This is a genomic window from Lysinibacillus sp. FSL H8-0500, from assembly GCF_038051955.1.
GTDB classification, from domain to species: Bacteria; Bacillota; Bacilli; order Bacillales_A; family Planococcaceae; genus Lysinibacillus; species Lysinibacillus macroides.
Window position 1 is genome coordinate 1,565,236 of the sequence record NZ_CP150292.1, and the last position, 21,241, is coordinate 1,586,476.

16 protein-coding genes, 1 tRNA gene and 7 pseudogenes are annotated in these 21,241 nt (G+C 36.0%); 11 read left to right on the forward strand and 13 right to left on the reverse strand.

The features are described from left to right. Positions 1 to 226: 226 nt before the first annotated feature. Both MHB44_RS07315 and MHB44_RS07320 read right to left on the reverse strand, forming a co-directional pair. Positions 227 to 448, reverse strand: a complete 222-nt coding sequence (locus tag MHB44_RS07315; RefSeq protein ID WP_341302180.1) for a hypothetical protein — start codon at positions 446 to 448, stop codon at positions 227 to 229. Next, positions 441 to 1,106, reverse strand: a complete 666-nt coding sequence (locus MHB44_RS07320; protein ID WP_341302181.1) for a sigma factor-like helix-turn-helix DNA-binding protein — start codon at positions 1,104 to 1,106, stop codon at positions 441 to 443. The genes MHB44_RS07315 and MHB44_RS07320 overlap by 8 nt, the downstream gene beginning before the upstream one ends. An 866-nt stretch (positions 1,107 to 1,972) precedes the next feature. Between MHB44_RS07320 and MHB44_RS07325 the strand changes: the two genes are divergently transcribed. Next, entirely contained in the window at positions 1,973 to 2,356 is a 384-nt protein-coding gene (locus MHB44_RS07325) for a hypothetical protein (RefSeq protein WP_341302182.1), read from the forward strand. Positions 2,357 to 2,827: 471 nt separating this feature from the next. After that, positions 2,828 to 2,974, forward strand: a complete 147-nt coding sequence (locus tag MHB44_RS07330) for a hypothetical protein (protein ID WP_341302183.1) — start codon at positions 2,828 to 2,830, stop codon at positions 2,972 to 2,974. A 193-nt stretch (positions 2,975 to 3,167) separates the two neighbouring features. On the opposite strand, the gene MHB44_RS07335 is transcribed toward MHB44_RS07330, so the two are convergent. Next, positions 3,168 to 4,070: a S8 family peptidase gene (locus MHB44_RS07335; RefSeq protein WP_341302184.1), complete on the reverse strand. Its 903-nt coding sequence runs from the start codon at positions 4,068 to 4,070 to the stop codon at positions 3,168 to 3,170. A gap of 127 nt (positions 4,071 to 4,197) precedes the next feature. On the opposite strand from MHB44_RS07335, the gene MHB44_RS07340 reads away from it, so the two are divergent. The 3 genes from MHB44_RS07340 (at position 4,198) to MHB44_RS07350 (ending at position 5,068) form a co-directional block, all read left to right on the forward strand. Continuing rightward, the gene (locus MHB44_RS07340) at positions 4,198 to 4,437 is read left to right on the forward strand and encodes a hypothetical protein (RefSeq protein WP_341302185.1); all 240 of its coding nucleotides are present in this window, start codon (positions 4,198 to 4,200) and stop codon (positions 4,435 to 4,437) included. 270 nt (positions 4,438 to 4,707) lie between these two features. Further along, positions 4,708 to 4,869: a helix-turn-helix domain-containing protein gene (locus MHB44_RS07345; protein WP_341302186.1), complete on the forward strand. Its 162-nt coding sequence runs from the start codon at positions 4,708 to 4,710 to the stop codon at positions 4,867 to 4,869. 43 nt (positions 4,870 to 4,912) lie between these two features. Further along, a complete protein-coding gene (locus MHB44_RS07350; protein ID WP_341302187.1) occupies positions 4,913 to 5,068 on the forward strand; it encodes a hypothetical protein in 156 nt (51 codons plus the stop codon). 399 nt (positions 5,069 to 5,467) lie between these two features. Here MHB44_RS07350 and istB read toward each other — a convergent pair. The 8 genes and pseudogenes from istB to MHB44_RS07390 all read right to left on the reverse strand — a co-directional run bounded on the left by istB (position 5,468) and on the right by MHB44_RS07390 (position 11,739). Further along, a pseudogene (gene istB, locus MHB44_RS07355) lies at positions 5,468 to 6,226 on the reverse strand (IS21-like element helper ATPase IstB). Next, a pseudogene (istA, locus tag MHB44_RS07360) lies at positions 6,223 to 7,341 on the reverse strand (IS21 family transposase); the annotation flags it as partial. The pseudogenes istB and istA, both read right to left, overlap by 4 nt. 280 nt (positions 7,342 to 7,621) lie before the next feature. After that, a pseudogene (locus tag MHB44_RS07365) lies at positions 7,622 to 7,795 on the reverse strand (IS21 family transposase); the annotation flags it as partial. Between the two features lie 462 nt (positions 7,796 to 8,257). Next, positions 8,258 to 8,740: a hypothetical protein gene (locus MHB44_RS07370; RefSeq protein WP_341302188.1), complete on the reverse strand. Its 483-nt coding sequence runs from the start codon at positions 8,738 to 8,740 to the stop codon at positions 8,258 to 8,260. Between the two features lie 780 nt (positions 8,741 to 9,520). Continuing rightward, a complete protein-coding gene (locus MHB44_RS07375) occupies positions 9,521 to 9,778 on the reverse strand; it encodes a glutaredoxin family protein (protein ID WP_341302189.1) in 258 nt (85 codons plus the stop codon). Positions 9,779 to 9,969: 191 nt separating this feature from the next. Next, a pseudogene (locus MHB44_RS07380) lies at positions 9,970 to 10,372 on the reverse strand (transposase). 79 nt (positions 10,373 to 10,451) lie between these two features. Further along, entirely contained in the window at positions 10,452 to 10,652 is a 201-nt protein-coding gene (locus tag MHB44_RS07385) for a transposase (protein WP_341302190.1), read from the reverse strand. A gap of 931 nt (positions 10,653 to 11,583) precedes the next feature. Next, positions 11,584 to 11,739 carry a YvrJ family protein gene (locus MHB44_RS07390; RefSeq protein ID WP_341302191.1) on the reverse strand — a complete coding sequence of 52 codons (156 nt, stop codon included), beginning with the start codon at positions 11,737 to 11,739 and terminating at the stop codon, positions 11,584 to 11,586. Between the two features lie 155 nt (positions 11,740 to 11,894). Here MHB44_RS07390 and MHB44_RS07395 point away from each other — a divergent pair. The 6 genes and pseudogenes from MHB44_RS07395 (at position 11,895) to MHB44_RS07420 (ending at position 18,887) form a co-directional block, all read left to right on the forward strand. Beyond that, positions 11,895 to 11,965, forward strand: a tRNA-Cys gene (locus tag MHB44_RS07395). Positions 11,966 to 12,038: 73 nt separating this feature from the next. Beyond that, positions 12,039 to 12,758, forward strand: a complete 720-nt coding sequence (locus MHB44_RS07400) for a hypothetical protein (RefSeq protein ID WP_341302192.1) — start codon at positions 12,039 to 12,041, stop codon at positions 12,756 to 12,758. Positions 12,759 to 12,857: 99 nt separating this feature from the next. Then, positions 12,858 to 13,118: a YesK family protein gene (locus tag MHB44_RS07405; protein WP_341302193.1), complete on the forward strand. Its 261-nt coding sequence runs from the start codon at positions 12,858 to 12,860 to the stop codon at positions 13,116 to 13,118. A gap of 282 nt (positions 13,119 to 13,400) precedes the next feature. Next, positions 13,401 to 14,692: pseudogene (locus tag MHB44_RS07410) on the forward strand (IS3 family transposase); the annotation flags it as partial. A 670-nt stretch (positions 14,693 to 15,362) separates the two neighbouring features. Continuing rightward, a pseudogene (locus MHB44_RS07415) lies at positions 15,363 to 15,971 on the forward strand (transposase); the annotation flags it as partial. Between the two features lie 432 nt (positions 15,972 to 16,403). Continuing rightward, positions 16,404 to 18,887 (forward strand): S-layer homology domain-containing protein, encoded by a 2,484-nt coding sequence (locus MHB44_RS07420; RefSeq protein ID WP_341302194.1) that lies wholly within the window; start codon positions 16,404 to 16,406, stop codon positions 18,885 to 18,887. Positions 18,888 to 19,028: 141 nt separating this feature from the next. Here the strand turns inward: MHB44_RS07420 and MHB44_RS07425 are convergent. Both MHB44_RS07425 and MHB44_RS07430 read right to left on the reverse strand, forming a co-directional pair. Continuing rightward, positions 19,029 to 19,130: pseudogene (locus MHB44_RS07425) on the reverse strand (acetoin reductase); the annotation flags it as partial. Between the two features lie 221 nt (positions 19,131 to 19,351). After that, entirely contained in the window at positions 19,352 to 20,935 is a 1,584-nt protein-coding gene (locus MHB44_RS07430) for a multicopper oxidase (RefSeq protein WP_341302195.1), read from the reverse strand. Between the last annotated feature and the right edge of the window lie 306 nt (positions 20,936 to 21,241).

The window sequence follows — 21,241 nt, forward strand, 5'->3', positions numbered from 1 at the left end:
CTACTATCAAGTGGAGCTAACAAAGGATTGAACACCAAATTCACTCAAACAGTTTTATGCCCAGGGTCTAAGCCACCAAAAAAAGCCGCGTCTTACATCCTGTTTGTGTCCCTACCATTATGGACAGGAAGAACTTATTTTCATGCCAGGGTTGGGAGAAGAAAGCTCATGATTGTTTTATTTGTCTATACTGTTGGGGTCAGTCCAATCCCTCCCTCTTCCTTTTTTACTCTTTTGTCTTGTTTTCATTTGATTTTAGATATTGGTAAAAAGTTTGTGGTTGTTTCTCAAGATACGTTTGTAATTTTTGATAGATTAAAAGATCGATTTCCTGTGATAAATCTTCTCTTTCGTTAATATTTGTTTGCAATAAATGAAATCTCTTTTTTGGCTCAATAATTTTCAAAATTTCTTCTATTTCTCTATTCACATCGTTTTTTCTATCCACGTATTATGTCACCACCCAAATTAGAAGACAAAATCATTTGAAGTTGTTTGATAGTCTTTCTATGCCAGTAATATATATTCTGTTCAGTTTGGCCAATAATTCGAGAAATTTCTCTTTGGCTATAACCCTCAACATATTTAAGATTTAACAATTCTTTCTGGAAATTCGAAAGGTAAGTATAAGACTTTTCCAAATTATCATTTTCAAATTCAAATTGATTATCTACAAAAAGGCTTTTAGACAACTCTTTTTGGTTATGATCTTGAATTAGTTCTATCATTAATGCAGTTGGAGATTCACTGCTATCTTTAACAGGTTTATCTAAGATTAAAAGATTACGATTATTCCTCTTATTTACACGTTTATCATAATCTTTAGAATATATTCTAATAATTCCAACTGAATAATTAATAGCTTTTCGTTTTCTATTTATTGTTTGGAATTCTTGAAAAGAAATGTTTAACTTACGAACTGTTTCAAGTTCTCCTTTTTGGAATGCTTCAGATAGGAGAATTTCATTTTTACTATCCTTAATAAATTCTTGAACTTCAGGAAGTTCTTTTAGTTCAAAGTACTTTTCTTGAATGATTTTCTGTAAACATTGATCTTCCTCTACTGCGTATACATTTTCATTTGAAAGGCCATTAATTTCTTTCAAAAGAAACACCTCCTCTTTTTTATTAAGTGAATTTAATTGGTAAAATTTAAAAGAAAAATCAAAACATGTTCTATAATTACAAAAAATATGTATAATTCACCATTATTTTATAATTTTCTTATATTATTCGTTTTTTTGAATATTTTAATTATGTCTCACATTCCGCACTTCTCCGAAGTGAAGAAGTAGGATTTTTTATCTGTTTGTAGAAATAAATCATAACTTGTAAAAAATGAGCGATGGATTCGGTGATAATTCAAATTAAAGCGATATACAATGCCATGTATTTAAATATCATGAGTGAGATGATGAAGGAACTGAAGTTACCACAACTTATCGACAAATTGGTACCTGTCGCTGAGCAATGCAAGATAGTAGCCAAGTGATATTGTACAATTATCATCCTCGACATTTTGAGCGGCTGACAAGCGATTGTGAATCTGGAAAAATGGCAACCCAAATTGATTTGTAGAAGCTGATTCGGTCTGGGTTAGAACCGTCTGATCTTAATGATGAAGCAATTGGACGACATTTCGTTCGCTTGTATGACGTGATTCATAAAATCATTACCACATTCTTGCTTCAAACTTACCAACATGAGAAAATCCCACTGACTGTTTTTCAAGGGGAGACACCAAGTATGTCGCTTTACAGGGCATATGAAAACCCAAGTGATGCCCTTCAAATTACATCTGGCTACAGTCGTGATCGTGCTGGTGCCAAATAGATTCAGTTTGACTTGATTGGCAATGAGGACGGGATTCCAATTTATGCGGACGTACATGATGGTAATACGTCGGACAAAGAGTGGAACTCTCAGGTCCTCGAGCGATTACATCGACAATTCGAACAGGTGGAACTAGAAGATGGCTTTGTCTACGTTGCGGATTCCTCAGCGTTTACTGAATGCGATTAAACGAGCAAAGTCACATTTGATTTCACGTGGTGGAAGCAATCTCAAAATCGTAAAAGAAGTGATCGGACAAGCTGATAAAGCAACCACTGTCTGGTCCGAGCCGTATCAGTACATAAAGAAAACAGGTGCTGTCTATCAATTTTTTGAAACGAGTGCAACATATTATGATCATGATGTACGTTTGATTGTAGTAGAATTGAGCGCACTGGATAAGAAAAAGGAAAATACGCTTAAACGCCGATGCGAATCAGAACAATTACGTATGGAAGAACTGATGAAAGACCTCCAAAAGCAACCATTCTACTGCCTAGAAGATGCAGAAAAAGTCGCATAAGACGTGACGCCTAGCTTCAAGTTAGATTTTCATACAGTAACAACACTGGTGGAAAAAAGGAACGTCCTAAAGTAAAGCGTGGTCGTCCGAAGAAAGATACGGTGCCTGAAATCGTGATGAATTATATCGTGAAGGTCGCGTACACATTCGACCAACAACGGTTTGATGAAATAGCGCCGCCATGCTTCTCGTTTTGTGCTCGTCACAACACTTCTAAACAAGCGAGACGGCAAGAAAATGGACGAAGTAAAGATACTTGAGCTGTACAAAAGTCAAATCAACATGGAGATGAACTTTTCGTTTTTGAAGGATCCTGTTTATGTCGATGAAGTTTATTTGAAGAAACCTGAGCGTGTGTTGGTGCTCGGCTACTGACTGTTACTGGCACTTGTAGTTTACCGTATTTTCCAACGTCGATTATGTCAAAAGATTACAGAAAAAAATCCTCTGCACGAGGCCGGAGGATGTATCTTGAGAAAGCCCACGAGACAAGTAATTTTTCAGCTATTGAAATATACACAAGTCGTAGTGCTGGAGCTTCCCGATGGCCGTACGCAATGCCAATTTGGGCAGCCAATGACCTATGAAGAAAACGTATTCTGTCGGACCTTGGATTGAGCGAATCAATTTATCTGTAAGAGCAACTTAAACTAGCTGTGAAAAAACGAATTTTTTCACGGCTATTTAGTATAGCTCTTATTTCCATAATTTTAAAATTATGGAAAATAATAAAGAGTTAACCTGATATGGGTACGAAATGTGAGTTACGCAAAAAAAGCTATGGAATTTTGTTTTCCATAACTTTTTTGCGTTAAATTTTTATTAAACCAAATCCTTGGATATATGTTGAAATTTTCGGTAAAAATGTAGATCTTTGCTTTAAATAGTCACTAATAGTTATATTTGATACTTCAAGGCCCTGTTGTCTATAAAGACCTTTTATTAATGCTATAACTCCTGCAACCTGTGCAGCAGCCATAGAAGTGCCAGAAAGAATTGCATATTTATTATTAGGTTTAGAAGAAAATATATCTTTACCTGGAGCTAGAAAATCAACATTCTTATTACTGTTTGTAAAAAATGTTGGATTGTCATTAATATCTGTAGCACCAATTTGAAAAACTTCGGAGTAATACCCCGGATATGAAATTTCTAATGTATCGGATTTACCATCGCCTTCATTTCCTGCTGCTGCGACAATTATAACATTTTTCTTTACGGCTTTAATAATGGCATTTTTCAATTTTACACTATCTTCTGTAGTACCTAAGGACATATTAATAACATCTATTTTTTCACTTTCATTTCCTCGCCAATTGATAGCATACTCAACGGCATTGTATAAATCATTTATATTACCAGAACCACTTTTATTGATAACCTTTAAAATTAGAAGATTTGTTTCAGGAGCTATTCCTATATCGTATATGTTGTTTCTAGCTCCTATGATCCCCGAAACATGGGTGCCATGTCCTATATAATCAGTTACATTGTGGATCTCTCCATTATCGTCGGTGGTGAAATTATAAGTGCCTATTATTGCTTCTTTTAATTCTTCGTGTTCAACATCACACCCCGTATCAATAACCGCTACATTGATGCGCTTCCCTTTTGTATTTTTTTTCCACAAATTACCCACACCCATTTTTTCAATCCCATAGTTACGTGTTTCTAATTGTTTAATAGTGAATTTTGGTAGAAGAACATTTACCAATACCCCACCTCCTTTTTTTATAAGTGAAATTATTTTCAATAGTTTAAAAATAGTTTTTTTACGAATTTATTTTAAATTGAGTTGATAAATTTCACTTAAACAATAAAAGAAGTAGGAGGTATTTATATTGAGTGATTCCATTATGGAAAAAGAGATAGTTAAATATAATCGCATCAAAACAGAGTTAATAAAATTGGCTCAATGTATAGATAAATGTACGGAGAATAGAGAAAAAGAATTTTATCAAAATATTTGCTTGGAATATTCAAAAGAGTTAAAAAATTTAAAGAGTGCTATCGAAGAAAGTTACAATATTAAGATTTGTAATTGCTGTAATAATGAACAAAAAACCTCGCTTTTTATGTGATGCACCCCAAAAGTTAGAGTTGAAAATCTAACTTTTGGGGTGTTTATTTATGGCTAAATAGAGTGATGAATTTAAGATGATTATAGTGTTCGGAAATATCAAGAAGGAAAACTTGGATATCCACGTTTGGCTAAGAAACATGGCGTGAAGTCGCATAAGCAGATTATTAACTGGGTAAAAAATTATGAGAAATTCGGAATTGAAGGGATCATAAAGAAGAAACAGAATAAAATTTATTCTGTTCAATTCAAGCTAGATGTATGAAGCTTTATGAAAAGAACAGGGTCTTCAGTAACAGAAACAGCCCTTCAATTTGGGCTAACAAATCCTCCTATGATAACTGCCTGGAAGAAAACATTTTTAGCTGGTGGTGCTGAAGCTCTGGATCGATTGAAAGGACAGCCACCTGTATCTGATAAAGCTAAGATCTGATAAAGCTAAGAACGGAACGAACAAGCACTCAGTTGAAAAAGAAATGACATATGAACAACAATTGGAACGAGAAAATGAGCTTCTTCGTTTAGAGGGAGAATACTTAAAAAAGTTACGAGCTTTTCAGATGAATCCGGACGGCTATCTCGAAAAGCACAAGCAGCGTTATCATTCGAACTCAAAGAAACGTTCCGATTAAAGGATGTCCTGCAGGTAGTTGGTATACCAGAATCCTCTTATCATTATCATATAAAAATGACAAAGAAGGAGAATCCCGATCAGGAACTAGAAGCATGTATTTTCTCTATCTTTGAGGAGAATAATAGCAATTATGGTTATCGTCGTATCCACTTGGAATTGAAAAACCAGGGACATAAAGTCAATCACAAAAAGGTTCAACGTATCATGAAAAAACGAGACCTTAAAAGGGATAAGTTCATAAGAAAATCACGTAAGTATAGTTCTTACAAAGAGACTGTGGGGACGATTGCGAAGAACCGTATTAATCGCCGTTTTCACACAAATGTATGTCATCAAAAGTTAACTACAAATGTCAACTAATCTATGTACAAAAACGCTCACTTAATTGTGTATAAAATTACTCACCTTCTGGAGCTAAGTGGTTCTTCAAACGATATGAATTGCCAACGATTGTGACAACTGTTGCGTGATGTAAAATACGATCTAAAATCGCATTCGCTAATTTGGGTTCCTGAAACACTTCGTCCCAGGACTTGAAGTTAACGTTTGTCGTAAAAATGGTGCTACGTTTTTCATAACGCATATCGATTAATTGGAAGAATAGTTTTGCATCCTCCGGATCAATCGGTAAATAACCAATCTCATCAATAATAAGTAACTTATATTTTGTATAATGCTTCAAACGGCTCTCTAGACGATTTTCTAAGCGAGCCTTTTTTTAGTTTTGAATCAAATCATGGCATTTCACAAAGTAAGTGCTTGTACGTTTTTTTGCAGCTGCGATACCGATTGCCGAGGCCAAATGTGTTTTGCCAACCCCACTTGGACCTAAAAATACAATGTTTTCACTACTTTCAATAAAACGCAGTGTAGTAAAATCGTGAATTTGCTGCGGATTTATCGTTGGTTGAAAGTCAAAATCAAAGTCCTTTATTTCTTTTAAGTTAGGAAATGCGCCCACTTTTACCATCGCATGAATCATATTTTGCTCACGTAAATCAATTTCATAATTTGTTAGCTTGATCAACGTATCAATAAACGGTAATTGATTATGAACACTGAAGTCTACGACTTCATCTAGATGTGTAATCATCTGCTTTAATTTTAAATACTCTAGATTCTTTAGAAGCTGCTGATAGTTTGTTTGCTGTATCATGTGTCATACACCTCTCCAATGGCTTTTAGATTATTTTTCGCTAAAGCATCAATGTCTGGATAATGAGGTGCAGAAATTTGCAACGTTTCTTTGTAATCCGAAGGACGAATATTTAATTTTCGTTTAGATATAGGATGTTGTGCAATGCACTCCATGTTATAATAAATCCATAATTGATTATCATGTATTTGTATCCCGACTTTTTGCCCAATATATTTGGTGGGGACTGAATATTGGTTGGCTTTGTAGGAGATCATACTTGATGTATTCACTTGTACAAGCTGATGCTTGATACGATAAGAGTTCCTGATTTTTTCTGTTGGTAGCGGAAGAAGGGAGCTCTTTTCTTTTTCTAATGCGAATACAGGTATTTTTCCAGAACCTTGGTGAAAAGATTGATTGATGCGATTCATCAACTTTTCAATAAACTGATGTAACTCTTCTAAGGTCAATTGACCTTGATACGCATAGATTTCATCTATGAATTTCATCTGTGTTTCTACTTTCCCTTTAGTTCGAGGACGCCCCGCAATGCATGGTCGTACCTTGAAATCAAAATCCTTCGCAAATGCTGAGAACCGGCTGTTTACTTTTCCTGAACTATATTCTGTTCGTGGTTTGTCCATAATTGTTTTTGGATTATCAGTGACGAGCTCTTTTGGCACACCACCGATTTTTTCAAATGCTTCTGTTAAAAAAGAGAATAAAATATCCTGTGTTTTTCGTAAGGTAAGTGTGAATACACGGAATTGTGAATACCCCAGTACAAGCGCACCTACATTTACTTCCACTTTTTCGCCGTCACTTGTTTCAAAAGGAATACTTTCTTTCCAATCAAATTGTGCTTGTTGCCCAGGTGGTGTTTCGAATCTTGTCGTTCCTTTAGGTGAAGGGATACGCTTTTGTTCTGTGAAATAAACGGCGAATTCAGGCTTCTTAGAAATATAGCGGCGGAATGTAGAAGCTCCACATTCTAACCCATAATTATCCCTTAAATATTGCCAAAGTACGCGACGGTAATAAAATACTTGCTTCGAATCTTCTGATAGTAAAGCTGTAATCACTTCATAATAATCGTCTAAAATAGATATCTTTTCTTTTGTTCCTTTTGGTGTATGTATATCGCAACCTAATTCTGAGCCATTTATTAATCAAAAAGGTGAGCCACTAAAAATTCCCTGTACTTTTGAGAAGGACAACTCGGCTTTACATGGAGAGGTGAGCATGATACCGTGGTTAGGACATGAAACCTGATGCCAAGCCTTTCATGAGGGAATCATGCTCACAGAGGCTCCATGTCAAGCCTAGAAGAAGACAAACTGTTCCTCTCCACATGTGTACAGAGTGGCTCTATTTGAAAGTTGCGAAGTGGCTCATTTTTCAATTGCGAAATACAGGTGTAAATCCATTTAAGTATTTATCAACAGTACGTCGATCTACACCCATTTCTCTTGCCAACTGACTCTTATTTATTTTCATCTTTAAATTCCCCATTAACTGTTTGAATTTTGGTAAGTCTGAAAGACTGTTAATCTCAAAATTCGTTTGAACATCTAGCGTTATGTACATACTAATCACCTCATGATTAGTATGCAAGAAAGTGAAGCAAAAGTGTACATCTTTAAGTGAGTGCGTTTGTACATGTAGATTTTAGCATTTATAGTTAACTACTGATATAACAGAATTCAAGTGTTTAGACGGTGTAAAACTATATCTGAACCCAATCATGGATATGTTTAATAGCGAAATTCTTTCATACGGTATAGGTCACGTTCAACCCTAGAACTAGTTCTTAAACCACTCGAGGATGCTCTCGAAATCGTAAAAGATTCTACGTACAGAACAACGATTCATTCGGACCAAGGATGGCATTATCAGCATAATAAATGGGTAAAAGCACTTAAGGAAAACAAAATATTCCAGAGTATGTCACGGAAAGGTAATTGTATAGATAATTCACCAATGGAGAACTTTTTCAGTTTATTAAAACAAGAAATGTATTATGGTGAAGAACTGTGCCCGTTTGAAGATTTAAAGAAGAAGATTGAAGCTTACCCAACTTAGAATCTTCCCTCGCCAAGATAAAGGAATGACACGTAAACGATCATAGATAGGTTGATGGATAGAAATGCGTAAGACACGGTCTTGATTGTTCTTCAAGGCAAATGGACAGCCTACACAGCTATTTTTGGGAGGCTTGAATTCATGATAGCCTTGTCTGGTCGTTGTCCGATAAGTGAAAGGGATACCGTTTGGGCAACAGTAAAGCGTTTCATGTACCCGTTGAAAGTGGATTCGTTTACATGGTGGTTGTTCTTTTGTCCGTGGAGGTTTATAAGGCAGAGACACCAAAAAGCCCCGTTCAAATAAAGCTTTCGCACAGCGCGCATTGTAGTAGCCAGCGTCCAATGCAATTTCTTTCGCATAACTTCCCAATACATCTCGTAGTTCATCTACTTGTTGCAGTAAAATTTGATGCCCTGGCACATTGGCAGCGGTCACCTCAGTGGCCAAAATGAACCCATGGAGTATCGACAACCCGGTGTTCAAAGTAAGCAAACTGTCCGCGTTTCACATGTTTAACGGAGAGACGAGCATCTGAATCAACTGGACTGAAATGGGTGATATGGACAACTTCTTTTGGCGCGATGGTTGTGAAAATAGGTAGCTGTTGACGAATTCGTTTATTGGCATTCGCCTTCAACTCTGTTTCATCCGCAGTCCATGTTTCGTTGGCAATCCACCCTTTTTTGAAGAATTGGTCGAGTTGTGCAGTGAAAAGGGTTTGCTAAAAAGCTCCCCCTCGTAATCGTTCCCATAAAAAGCGTGAAATCGTACTGTGATGAGGAACGGGTTGAAATGGAGAAATGCCTAAAAACCAACGATAAGTGACATTCGAATGAATTTGGCGACACGTAAAACGTACGGAACGAAAGCCTTCAAAAACTTGAATCTATAAGATTTTCACTAAGACTAAAGGGTCTATAGTCGGGCGTCCCACTTTGGTTTGTACATAGTACTTTGAGACTTCTTGCAGAATAAAAGACCAATTCATGGAATGATCAAGTGCAAGTAAGGGATGAGTTGGATCCACCCTGGCACGATAGAAGGGTCGATTCATTTCAATGGTTTGTGAAGAAAGTGTATAAAACATAAAAAATCTCTCCCTCTCAAAGTAGTTGAGTGAAAGAAATTTTAACTGAAAATTCTAAAAATAGATATTAACAAAATAGTTTTTCAACAACATGCCAAAAAACCTCGCTTTAGGCGAGATTTTTTTGTTCAGAAATTTATTTAATGGGCAAGAATTTCTTTAAACCTTTCTATTGCAGCTCCAGGAACAGTATGTTCCTCTCCTTTGTATTGTATATAAGAAAAAGGTGTAAATGCAAGGCCTAAATCATCAAATTCTTTTCGAGCTTGTGGGTCTTCTTTAATGTTTTTTTCTTCAAATTGAATAGTTTCTTCATTTAACCATTCTTTTAACATTACACAGGGCTGGCAGCCAGTTTGAGTAAATACGGTAATCTTAGTTTTGTTTGCTATAGACATAAAAAACTCCTCCTTAAAATTCATTTCAATATATAGAAGTGAAATTAAGACTGGATTATTAAAAAAAGTAAGCCCAAATTATAAAAAATAGGTGAACCTTTTCGATACGCATCACGATTGCTGTATATCATTGATTTTTCATCAGATATACGGCGATTTTATTTTCCACATGCAACTTGGATTTTTTTTGATCAAGTCGTGTACTGATTTAAAATTTTTAGGTTTCGATGGATATCCAGATTCGGTAGATCTGTCATTAACTTCATCAGGTATTGATAGAAGTCCACACCATTTGCTTTGGCTGTTTCTGCGATGCTCAAGCAGATAGCGTTTGCTTTTGCACCTGCTTCACTGACAGAAAAAAGCCAATTTTTCCTCCCTATGACGTTGAGACGAATGGCATTTTCATCTGGATTATTATCGATTGCAATACGCCCAACATTCCAGACCATTCACCCGATTGAGTGTATATTCTGCAGCTTTTGCAAGCGCATTTTTTCCATAGAAAGGCGATTTTCCAACCCAATCCAGAAACTTTTCAACGATTGTCCTCGAAAGCTTTTTATGTTGTTTTCGACGTTTCCCTGTAGATATGTGCTTAAACTTACGTTCAAGTCGATATAAATCATCGCAATATTTATTTTACGCCGATTTGCCCGTTTTTACTATCCGCCTACAACCAATAACGACGAACATGTGCCCAACAACTGGCGAAGGTTACACCTTCTAATTTGCTGTAAGCAGGATAACCATCACAAATAATTGTGCCAGTATAACCCTTTGTAAAATCCTCAAGGACAGACCGAGCCCGTGATAACGAACTCTGAAATAGAATAATCGTGGACCTTGACTCGGCACACTGCGGTAAACTCAATTGTAGGCATTCGATTGCCTGGACTTTCCATCCAAACGCTTAATAATTTGTGCATATGTTTCATCGACATGTAAAACAAATTTCGCCATCATGATTGAAATAGCGTACTTGTTCAGTTAGTGCTTCAATCTGTTTAGATAAGTCTTTGTTTTATTGCTTCATATAACCAAGCTGTTCTTCAAGAAGTTTGATTAATTTCTCGTTGTTAAAAGAAGCGTTCACCAAAACATTCACCGCTTTCCGCTCGTATAAGATTCTCATATTATACCATTTGAGAAAGTGAATTTAGAATACACACCATACACCTTTTGATGTTTTTTAAGTTGCTTTTGGCTACTGTAGCAATAAATCTTCTAGCAGCCAGCGAAGCTCTTGTTGCGAAAGGTTCCGTACTTCATTTTCATCTTTCGACCATTGGAGTTTTCCGCCATCTAGACGTTTATAAAGTAGGGCGAACCCATCCCCATCAAAATACAAACATTTGTATCAATCTTTACTTGGGCTGCAAAACAGGAAAATCGAATTGCTATAGGGATCAAGTTCGAAAGAGTCTTGAATCAGTGTAGTTAAGCCATCAATGCCTTTTCGCATATTCGTCTTTCCCAAAACGATGTAGATATTTTTCACGTTAGTAAAATCGCGTTTCACAGAAGTTTCAACTCCCTCATCACGATTTGGATGATATGCTCATCTACACCATTACAGAAGGAAATTGTCATAGTTGCTGTTTTAATCGTACATGTAATTAATGCGGAGATCTTCTGTTGAGTTGGCTGCAGAGGAATTTTTAACTTCGGGATATAATGTGACGGGGATAATCATTAATTTTTGCTGTGGCATATAAAAGGCACCTCCTTTAATTGATACCTTTAGAGTACCTGGAGGTGCTGCGGGTTTATATGCGTTATTTGAATACCGGCTTACAAAAAACTTATTTTTTTTTATTATTTATTGTGTTTTCTAGGTTGGAAATAGCATTGGACAATTTTTCGAGTTTCTTTTCGAATCTTAATAATAAATAAATTGCTAAAACTAAGGGAAAGCCAAAATTACCTATTTGAAATAGAAAATCTTCTAACTCCTGCATCCAACTCACTTCCTTTTCTTTTTTATAAGTGGAAAAATTAAAAGACAATTCAAAAAGAGAGAAATAAAATTTTATAAGTAAATTTCATACATTTTTTTAATTCCCATATTAAAAATTCACTTTTATTGAATGTAAGGCAAGTGATTGTTAGACGCGGTGGTATAGCCAAGTGGTAAGGCCTAGGTCTGCAAAACCTTCATCGCCGGTTCGAATCCGGCTATCACCTTTAAATTAATGGAGGTTGTCTTTACTTAACTGCCGACATTAATTAATAAAAAATAAAAAAGGAGTGTTACATTTTGATTCTATCTGGTAAATATGTAAAGGAAGAAAAAGAAAAGCTTCAAGTAAAAAAAGGTTTTATCTCTAAACTGGAAAGCCAAGGAGTAATTCAACAATTGCAAAAGATCGTTCCCTTCAAAACTGAAGATTTGGAACTGAAAATTGCATATGATTTTACCGTTCCTGATTACCGAGATAATGGAGAAATTGACTTTGGTAATATTACAGCCGTAAGAGCTAACGAGGAAGTTCAAATTAAAAATATATTAATTAAAGATCAAAATCACAACAAAAAAGGAGAGTCGCTCATTATTGATATAGTTAACGGTGAAAATGTTATTACTTATGTCTTCGAAGAAGGTAAGTTACGTTTAAATAGTAAAATTAAATTTGAAGGTAATTTCTTAGATGCTACAATCGACCTGGAACAAGCTGATAATGACCAATATCAAGGAGTTGTAGCAAAAGACTTTCCTTTCCCATTCTGTCTAGCTGGGGGTTATAAACACTGTGGACCTGGTTGCGGTGATGGATTATCAAAGGGTGGCGGTACTCCGATTAACTCAATTGATGCTTGTTGTCGTGCTCATGATCGTTGTTGGTCTGCATTTGGAAATGGTGATGCTTGCTGTGATAAAGCTTTGGTAGATTGTACCCAAGCTAATCGTTGGGATGGACCAGTTGCTACTGATCTAATTTACCATTATTTTGGTCCAAATGCAATGAAATGTAGATAACAAAAAGGGTAGGTATCTTTTGATACCTGCCTTTTTTATTATTTACATTTTTCTGTAACTACCTCTATAATTGAATATATTGAAAGGAGGTGTATTTAATTGGGATATTTTATAATTACAGGCATAGCAGTAATAATAATGGTTTATTTTTTCGCCTCGAAATTATCAAAAAAAAATCCGTCTAAAAAACATTATATTTTACCTGGTTTAATTTTAACAGTTGCTTCTCTAATTGTAGCGATAACAACTTATTTCATAGGAGATAATCCTTGGAGCAATATGGGATATGGGATATTGTTCATTTTTGTTGCCATAGCTTCATTATTAGGGACATTATTAGGGAGAAGATTTTCATTGTGAAAACATAAATAGAATAAAGTAGAGAACAAAACTATACTTGACTAATCGTAGGAAGAGACTGGGACAAAACTCATCCCTAAACTAAAAAGCCAGTGAAATTTTACTAAACATAAAATTTCACTGGCTTTAAATTTTTTTCATGAAAAATAAGGATCACTTCTAATAAAATTAAGTCATCACAACACAATAAAATGTACCCTATAAGATAGACGCTTTCAAAAAGGTCATCTTATAGGGTATTTTTGTTTATAATGAAGAAAAAAACGAGTGGTGGTAAGTAGGATGACTAAAAATTTATTTTCGAGACAACAACAGGCACAATTAAAATTAAATCCATACGTCAAAATGGTAAGTGCGAAAGCCATTACTTATACGGATGAATTTAAAGAATTTTTTATTGATGAATACGATAAAGGAAAATATCCAAGTGAAATATTTCTTGAGGCGGGTTTTGACATTGAAGCCCTTGGTCCCACACGTATTCGTAAAGCTTCGAATCGTTGGCGTACGGTTTATAAAGAACATGGGCTAACAGGTGTAGAAGATGCCAGAAAACATACTTCAGGCCGCCCTTTAGAGCGTGAATTAAGTTTAGAAGAAAAATACGCCCGCTTAGAGGCTAAAATGAAATTGTTAGAAGCAGAAAACGAACTTTTAAAAAAGCTAGATCAACTCGAAAGGCAGCTGATGAAGAAGAAATCAAAATAAGTACTGTACAAAAATTTGAATTAATCCATCAGATCATTGAAAAATATCAATTAAAACGAATGGTGCGTTATCTTTGTGAAATTGCAAATGTTTTACGCTCAGGTTACTATCGCTATTTTAAAGAAGAAGCTATCTTGACTCTTCAAAAACAGCATGAAGAAGATGAGGCGGTGAAGGAAGTTATTTTAAAGGCCTTTCATTTCCGAGGATGAAAGAAAGGTGCGCGTCAAATAAAAATGACACTCGAAAACCAATATGGAACTACATACAACCTCAAGCGAATCCGTCGCATTATGAAGAAATTTAATATCATCTGCCCCATTCGAAAAGCGAATCCAGCACGTCGTATGGCAAAAGCAACGAAGGAACATTGCACCTCTCCTAACAATCTACACCGTAACTTCAAGCAAGGTGTGGCAGGAAAAGTATTACTAACTGATATCACATATTTAACATATGGAGGCGGTAAACGTGCTTATTTATCAACGATAAAAGATGCCGAAACAAATGAAATTTTAGCTTATGAAGTAACTTCTACATTAAGTATAGAAATTGCCCTTAACACGTTACATAAATTGAAGAAGCATCGCCATTTAAGGGAAGATGCCTTTATCCATTCGGATCAAGGTTTCCACTATACGAATCCAAAATTCCGAGCCTTAGTAAAGAAAATGGGCTTAGGGCAGTCCATGTCACGCCGAGGAAACTGTTGGGATAATGCGCCACAAGAATCATTCTTTGGGCATTTTAAAGATGAAACCACTATTAGAGCATGTGAAACGATAAAAGAAGTAAAAAAAGAAATAAAGAGTTATATGATTTATTACAATCATTATCGAGGGCAATGGAATTTAAAAAAATTCACAGCCAATAGTGAAAGATTATCTGGAGAAAAAGAAAAAATAGAGAAATACGAATTGGCATTCATACCAATTCGTATTTCTTATGGATTAAAGCTAGTTATGTCCCAACCCCATTTTTGTTCTCTACTTGAAAAGGAAAATCTACAATAATATAAATAAAACGAAATTTTTTAACCCTGAGTTGGCTCATTTGTCAAAATTGATATACAAAATCAGACGTGTTGATTATCTAATTTCCCCCAATAAAAAATTATATAAAAAGAGAGATTTTTATGTAAAGTTGTTGGTTACCACACAAACAATTACGAAATGAGGAATCTCTCTTGAACCAGAATAACACGATTTTATGCTCATTCAAAACTTTCTTTCAGAGGCAGGATGGCAATCCATCCTGAATGAATTCGATTATGTAGAAACAGCACGAAAATGTACGGTTCCCATGCTCATTTCGTATTTAATTGGTGTTGCAACGAACGAGTGGAGAAGTTTACGCCACGCAGCGGATGTGGGACCAAGTAATGGTCTCGTTTCGGTGAATCACTTTTCATTTTCTAAACATTAAAAAGTACTTGATGATGGCATCATCAAACGTTTGGTTGAAGTGATTGTCGGGAAACTCAATCGTGCAGCTCGTCGTCAATTGAACATGCCCCAAACATGATTAGCTGTTGATTCATCTACCATCACAGTAGGCAAAACCCGTTTACCTTGGGCTGTCTATCATGGTGAACGTTCAGGAATCAAATTACATGTTAGTTTTACGAATGAAACCACGATGCCCTTAAAAGTTGTAGAAACAATCGGTTTAAAACATGATGATTCCATTGGTGAATTTCTTGAAGATAAAAGGTTTATCCTCGTTTGTTACCGTGCCTACTTTTCTATTGATAAAGTCGATCGTTATCTGAAAGACCATCAACATTATGTACAAGTAAATCGCAAAAAATCGCTCTACAGTAGTCCTATCAATAATTTCAATGAGTCAGCTGATTTTACTTACCTACTTGGGACACCCCAAAAACAAACGAACAATCGCCATCGAGTTGTTCAATTCATGGATCATGAAGGGAAAGAAATACGGGTCGTGACAAGTTTAATGGATAGTATCGCTGAAGAAATTGCCGATATGTATAAATTTTGTTGGGCAATTGAAAGTTTTTCTCGTTGGATGAAACAAAACTTGAACGTACCTGTTCTATTCGGGACAACCAGAAATGCCGTATTTAATCAGTTATTCGCAGCCTTTATTGTCTATGTTTGTTTGGAATTTATTTACACATAAGGAATGAAGAATACTAACACGAAATCCCTCTCGTTCGCAGGTTTCAAACGCCTGATTCTTTGTGCTGCCACTGGAATGGCGAATCAGGATTTAATGTTTCATTGGGATCTTAACCATCCTGAAACTGCATAACTTTGGTTAATCAACACGTGTGTTATTTTTATGAAGAATTTCCCTCCAAAACCAACCCCCTATAAGGATTACCGTATTTTTAGCGTTTATTTATTGGCAGCATAGTAATAGTATTGTCTTGTAAAGCAAATTTAAGTTTGATTGGTAGATTTAATCATGAAAAACTTAGAAAAAGGTTTTACCTATAATGATGAGCATTTATTATTTGCGAGAACGTATTATACATATTAAAAAAAATAGAGTGATAATATAGTTTTCAAGAAATAATATGATTTTTTGAAATTCTGGAGGAATAAACACATGACAAAACAACACAAAGGCCGTAAATTTTTTGTAACAACAGCTACAGCAGCATTAGTGGCATCTGCAATCTTACCAGTGGCATCAGCAGTTGAATTAAAAGATGCAGATAGCATTTCATCTTGGGCAAAAGAAGCTGTTCAATTTTTAACAGACAAAGGATTTATCCAAGGTGATGAAAAAGGAAACTTCAATCCAGCGGGTACACTTACACGTGCAGAAGCTGCGGAAGTATTATCCAAAGCGTTAGATCTAAAGGCTACAGGAACAGAGGATTTTTCAGATGTAGATGAAAAAGACTGGTTCTATAATGCTGTGCTTGCAACATCGCCAGAATTATTTGATGGTATGGGCAACGGTAAATTTGAACCAAAAGCACAATTAACAAGAGAACAAGCAGCGAAAGTAATTGTAGAGGGCTACCAATTAACAGGTAAGGCTAATCTTGATCAATTTGGGGATGCTTCTAAAGCTTCTAAATGGGCTGTATCGTACTTAGAAACAGCTGTTGCTAATGGAGTAATCAATGGGAAAGGCTCATTATTAGCGCCACAAGATAAAATCAGCCGTGAAGAATTTGCAACAATGATTAAACGTACAATTGATGCAGTGGAAGATGTAGAGGAAGAAGTAGTACCAGCTGTAGAAGCTGTAAAAGGACTGAATGCGAGAGAATTTGAAATTAAGTTTAATACAGCCATTGACGCACAGGATGCTGCTATTACAACGAAATATGCTCTTGAAGGTGTAGGAATCACCAACGCAGCAGTATCTGAAGACGGCCTAACTGTCACATTAACAACTGATAAAGGCTTACAATTAACAAATGGAAAAGTAACTGTCAAACCGATTAAAACAAAAGCAGACGCTACTGTTTTAACAGAAGAACTAAATACATTAACAACATTTGTGGATACAACACCGGTTAATGTTCAATCAGTTGAAGCAAAAGGCACAACAGCCGTGATCACTTTTAATGAGCATGTACAAAATGCAGGGACAGTGAACGTAAATGGTGTTCAACTTACTGCTGATCGTTATACTTTATCTGGTAAAACATTAACAATTACAGGATTAACGGCTGAACAAACTTATAAAGTTGATATTGTTGGGGCTACTGATTTCGTTAATAATATTGCTCATCTTCTTACTGCGAATTTCACGGTTTCAAAACCAGTAGCAGATAACACAAAACCAACTGTTTCTACAACAGTGAACGGAACAGATATTATTTTTGACTTCTCAGAAGAATTAGTGAAGCAAAACCTTAGTGCGAAGACAACTACTGAAGATTATGCAAAAGTAACTGTAGGAACAAAAGTATTCTACTTAACAGACGCTCATATCAAGGATGCTACGGATAAAACAGTATTCACGCTTGATGCAGCATCTGCATTAGGCACTGCGCAATTTATTAATACAAAAATTCGAGTAGAAGATCATAAAGATTTAGCTGGTAATGTGGGCGACTCATTTGAAACGAATGCTATTTTATCAAAAGATAAAACGCCTGCTACGCTTGTAACTGCTTCATCAAAAATGTTAGTAGCGGATAATACGAATGCAACAACAGATGTAGATGCTCTATACCTTACGTTTAATGAACCTGTAAAAGTAGACGGTAATCTAACACTTAAAACGAAGAATGGTATTGTTTATACGGCTGGCAATGTAACAGCAGTAAAAGCAAATTCTGGTGTGGACGTAGATGGTAATGGAAAAATTGAGGGCGCAGAGAAAAACACAGTGAAAGTAGATATTGATTTAGATAGCAATTCAATCTATTCATTTGAATTAGCTGCTAAAGCAGTAACAGATTTAGCTGACAATGTAACGGCAAATACGATTACATTTAATGTTGCTACGGGAACGTTTGAAACTGTACCTGAAACGATTACAGATTCATTAGTATTTGGAACAACACCAGTGGTTGTAACAGATAATCAAGTATTTACTGTTGAGTATGCTGCAGATGTTACGGCAACAGCTCTAACAGCAGCAAATTATACACTTGGAGGTAAGGAGCTTCCTACAGGTACACAACTACAATTTATAGACGGAACGAAAAAAGTATGCTTCACTTTACCTGAAGGCTCTATTACTGTAAATGGTAACTATGTACTTGAAGCTCAAAATATAGTAGACACAAAGGGCAATACACTTAAAGATGGAAAAGCTACAACTCAAATAGCACTGAAAGAAAATATTGCCCCTGTAGCATCTACAATAACAGCAGTGGATAGTAAAACATTTAACGTAAACTTTACAGAAGCTATTGCTAAGCAAGATACTGTAACAGGTGTAACAGTGAAGATTGCTGGTTTAACAGTAGAGCCTGCTTCTGTAGCTGTAACAGATGGTAAACTTACCGTTACAACTCAAAAGGACTTTACTTTAGCAGATAGTATTGTTGTTGAGTTTCAAGCAACTAACCTAGTTGATATGAATAATAATAAAGTGAAAGATAGTTCTGTTGCAAAATAATCTAGCAACCAAAGCCTTGTGGAGATATTTCTCTACAGGGCTTTTTAAATAAAAAAAAATCAAGTGCCTTCATTAAAGAGAAAGCACTTGATGCTATTAAAAATTTTAACGGTAAACAAGTCCACCATCTGTGATAATGGCTTAACCAGTGATATAATCTGCATCATCTGAAGCTAAGAACGACACTAAATTCGCAACATCTTCAAGTGTTTGATAACGTTGTAAAGCAATACCTGCAGTAAAATTAGCAAATTTATCTTAAAGAGCAGCATTAATAGGGACTGAACAGAAAAGTAAATTGGAACAAGAGGCGCTGTACTCATAAACAATGTATTTCAAGCTGAGAAAACGTTGAAACAATGATCAAGTAATATGTCTGATAAATCGCTTTATATAGTGAATATGCCCATAAAGACCTTATTTGATGAATTTTTCAAAATAAGGTCTTTAACTAGTTTGCCAAGCTATACATTATTTATTTGAGTGGAGTCGCGTACTACAAGAAATGGCCGCATCATTTCATAATCTTCATGCTCAACCATGTGGCAATGCCAGACATATCGTCCTGTGTAAGTCGTAAAATGTTTAACGATACGCGTAATTTCACCATGATTTGCACGGATTGTATCCTTCCAGCCATGCTCTTCTGGATCAGGAGGAGCGGGAGGCCCCGTAAGCAAAATTGTGCCGTCCTTTTGATACCGCTCAGCATCAAATGGAATACGGTCTATAAGTTGGAAGAACCCTAGATGAACGTGCATAGGGTGGGTCTGCCCTGTGATATTAAGAAATGCCCATAACTCTGTTGAACCCAATAGTGGTTTTTCTGATATCGGATCATCCCACATTTTACTGTCAAGCAACATAACATGTCGACCAAAGTGGTCCATTGTTGAATCTAAAACAAGGTTACGATACTTCGATATTTGTGTAAGATCAAGGAGGGGAAGTGCTCCCATAGAAGCTGGAATAGCGCTAATATCGATATACGTTAAAGATTGCTCAACTCTAAATTCCATAACGATCCCTGTTGTGCTTGGATCAGGCGCATCTCCTCCAGGAAATACAGCGGGTGCTGTATTATGAAGGATAATGCGTTGTCCTTCCATATTTGAAAAATCAATAATAACATCAGCTCTTTCAGCAGGCGATAGTAGTAGCTGCTGAATGCCTATAGGATGTTCCATTAGTCCCCCATCTGTCCCAATTTGATAAAAGAATTGACCTGAGCTTAATGATAGTTGATAAAAACGACAGCTCGCTGCATTTAATAGTCGAAATCGATATTTGCGCGGCTCCACCTTTAAATACGGCCAGACCTTGCCATTTACAAGATTAAGGTCGCCAAAAAATTCTGGCACAATGGATGTTTCTAAGCCTGCAACAGGTGGGTCAGTTTGTCGTGGATAATATAAAGAGCCGTCATGATTTAATGATTTGTCTTGAATAACAAGAGGAATTTCATAGGGACCAGCAGGAAAATGGAAGGAGCGTTCCCGCTGATCTCGAATAATGTACATACCAGCAAGCCCTGCATAGACATTTAGTCTGGTAATGCCCATTGTATGATCATGATACCATAGGCCACATGCTTGCATGGGGTTGGCATAGTGATAAATTTCATGTACAAAATAGGGTCCTGTTTGTGCAAAGTCCTTTGTAAACCATGCTTCTGGATAGCCATCGCTTTCAGGCTCAACGATCGCCCCATGGACATGTGTTACAGTTCGCACATCTGGCAATTCTTTCTGTGCGCCATGCACTGTATGATCAATGGGAAGCAGATGTGTAGATGGTAGCTTATTTAGCCACTTAATATATACTTGCTCGCCAGATTCCACCTCAATCGTTGGCCCAGGATAACTTCCCTCATAGCCCCAAACTGTAGTAGGATTTAACTCCTGATGTAAGGACATCTGAAATTGTGTCATGCTTACTTCGTAATGGGTAGCGTTGCCATCCTTTCGACATGGCTGCAATACTGGCGGAATAGGGAGTGGCTCAACGAATTTAGACAAATTTGGACTTTTATGCTGACTCATCATCATCCTCCGTTTTTCTCAAAATATGCAATTTATGAAATGATATGCACTAATTGAAGAAGGTTTATGGTCATCCAACAGAAGACTTCTATCAATAGACAGTCAGGGGAATAGGGTATTATAACCACCTAGGGCTTTGATGGATGTCATAAATTTTAAAGAGCTTTCCTTTGTGAGCTCGAAAAATCCAAACAAGCGTTAACTAGGGTGTAAGGGATGGAGCGTTACACAATGTTGATCTTTTTTCTTTTTAAGAAAAATAATCCTTTTATTCAACAAATTCATGAATTTTATTACAATATTTTACATAAT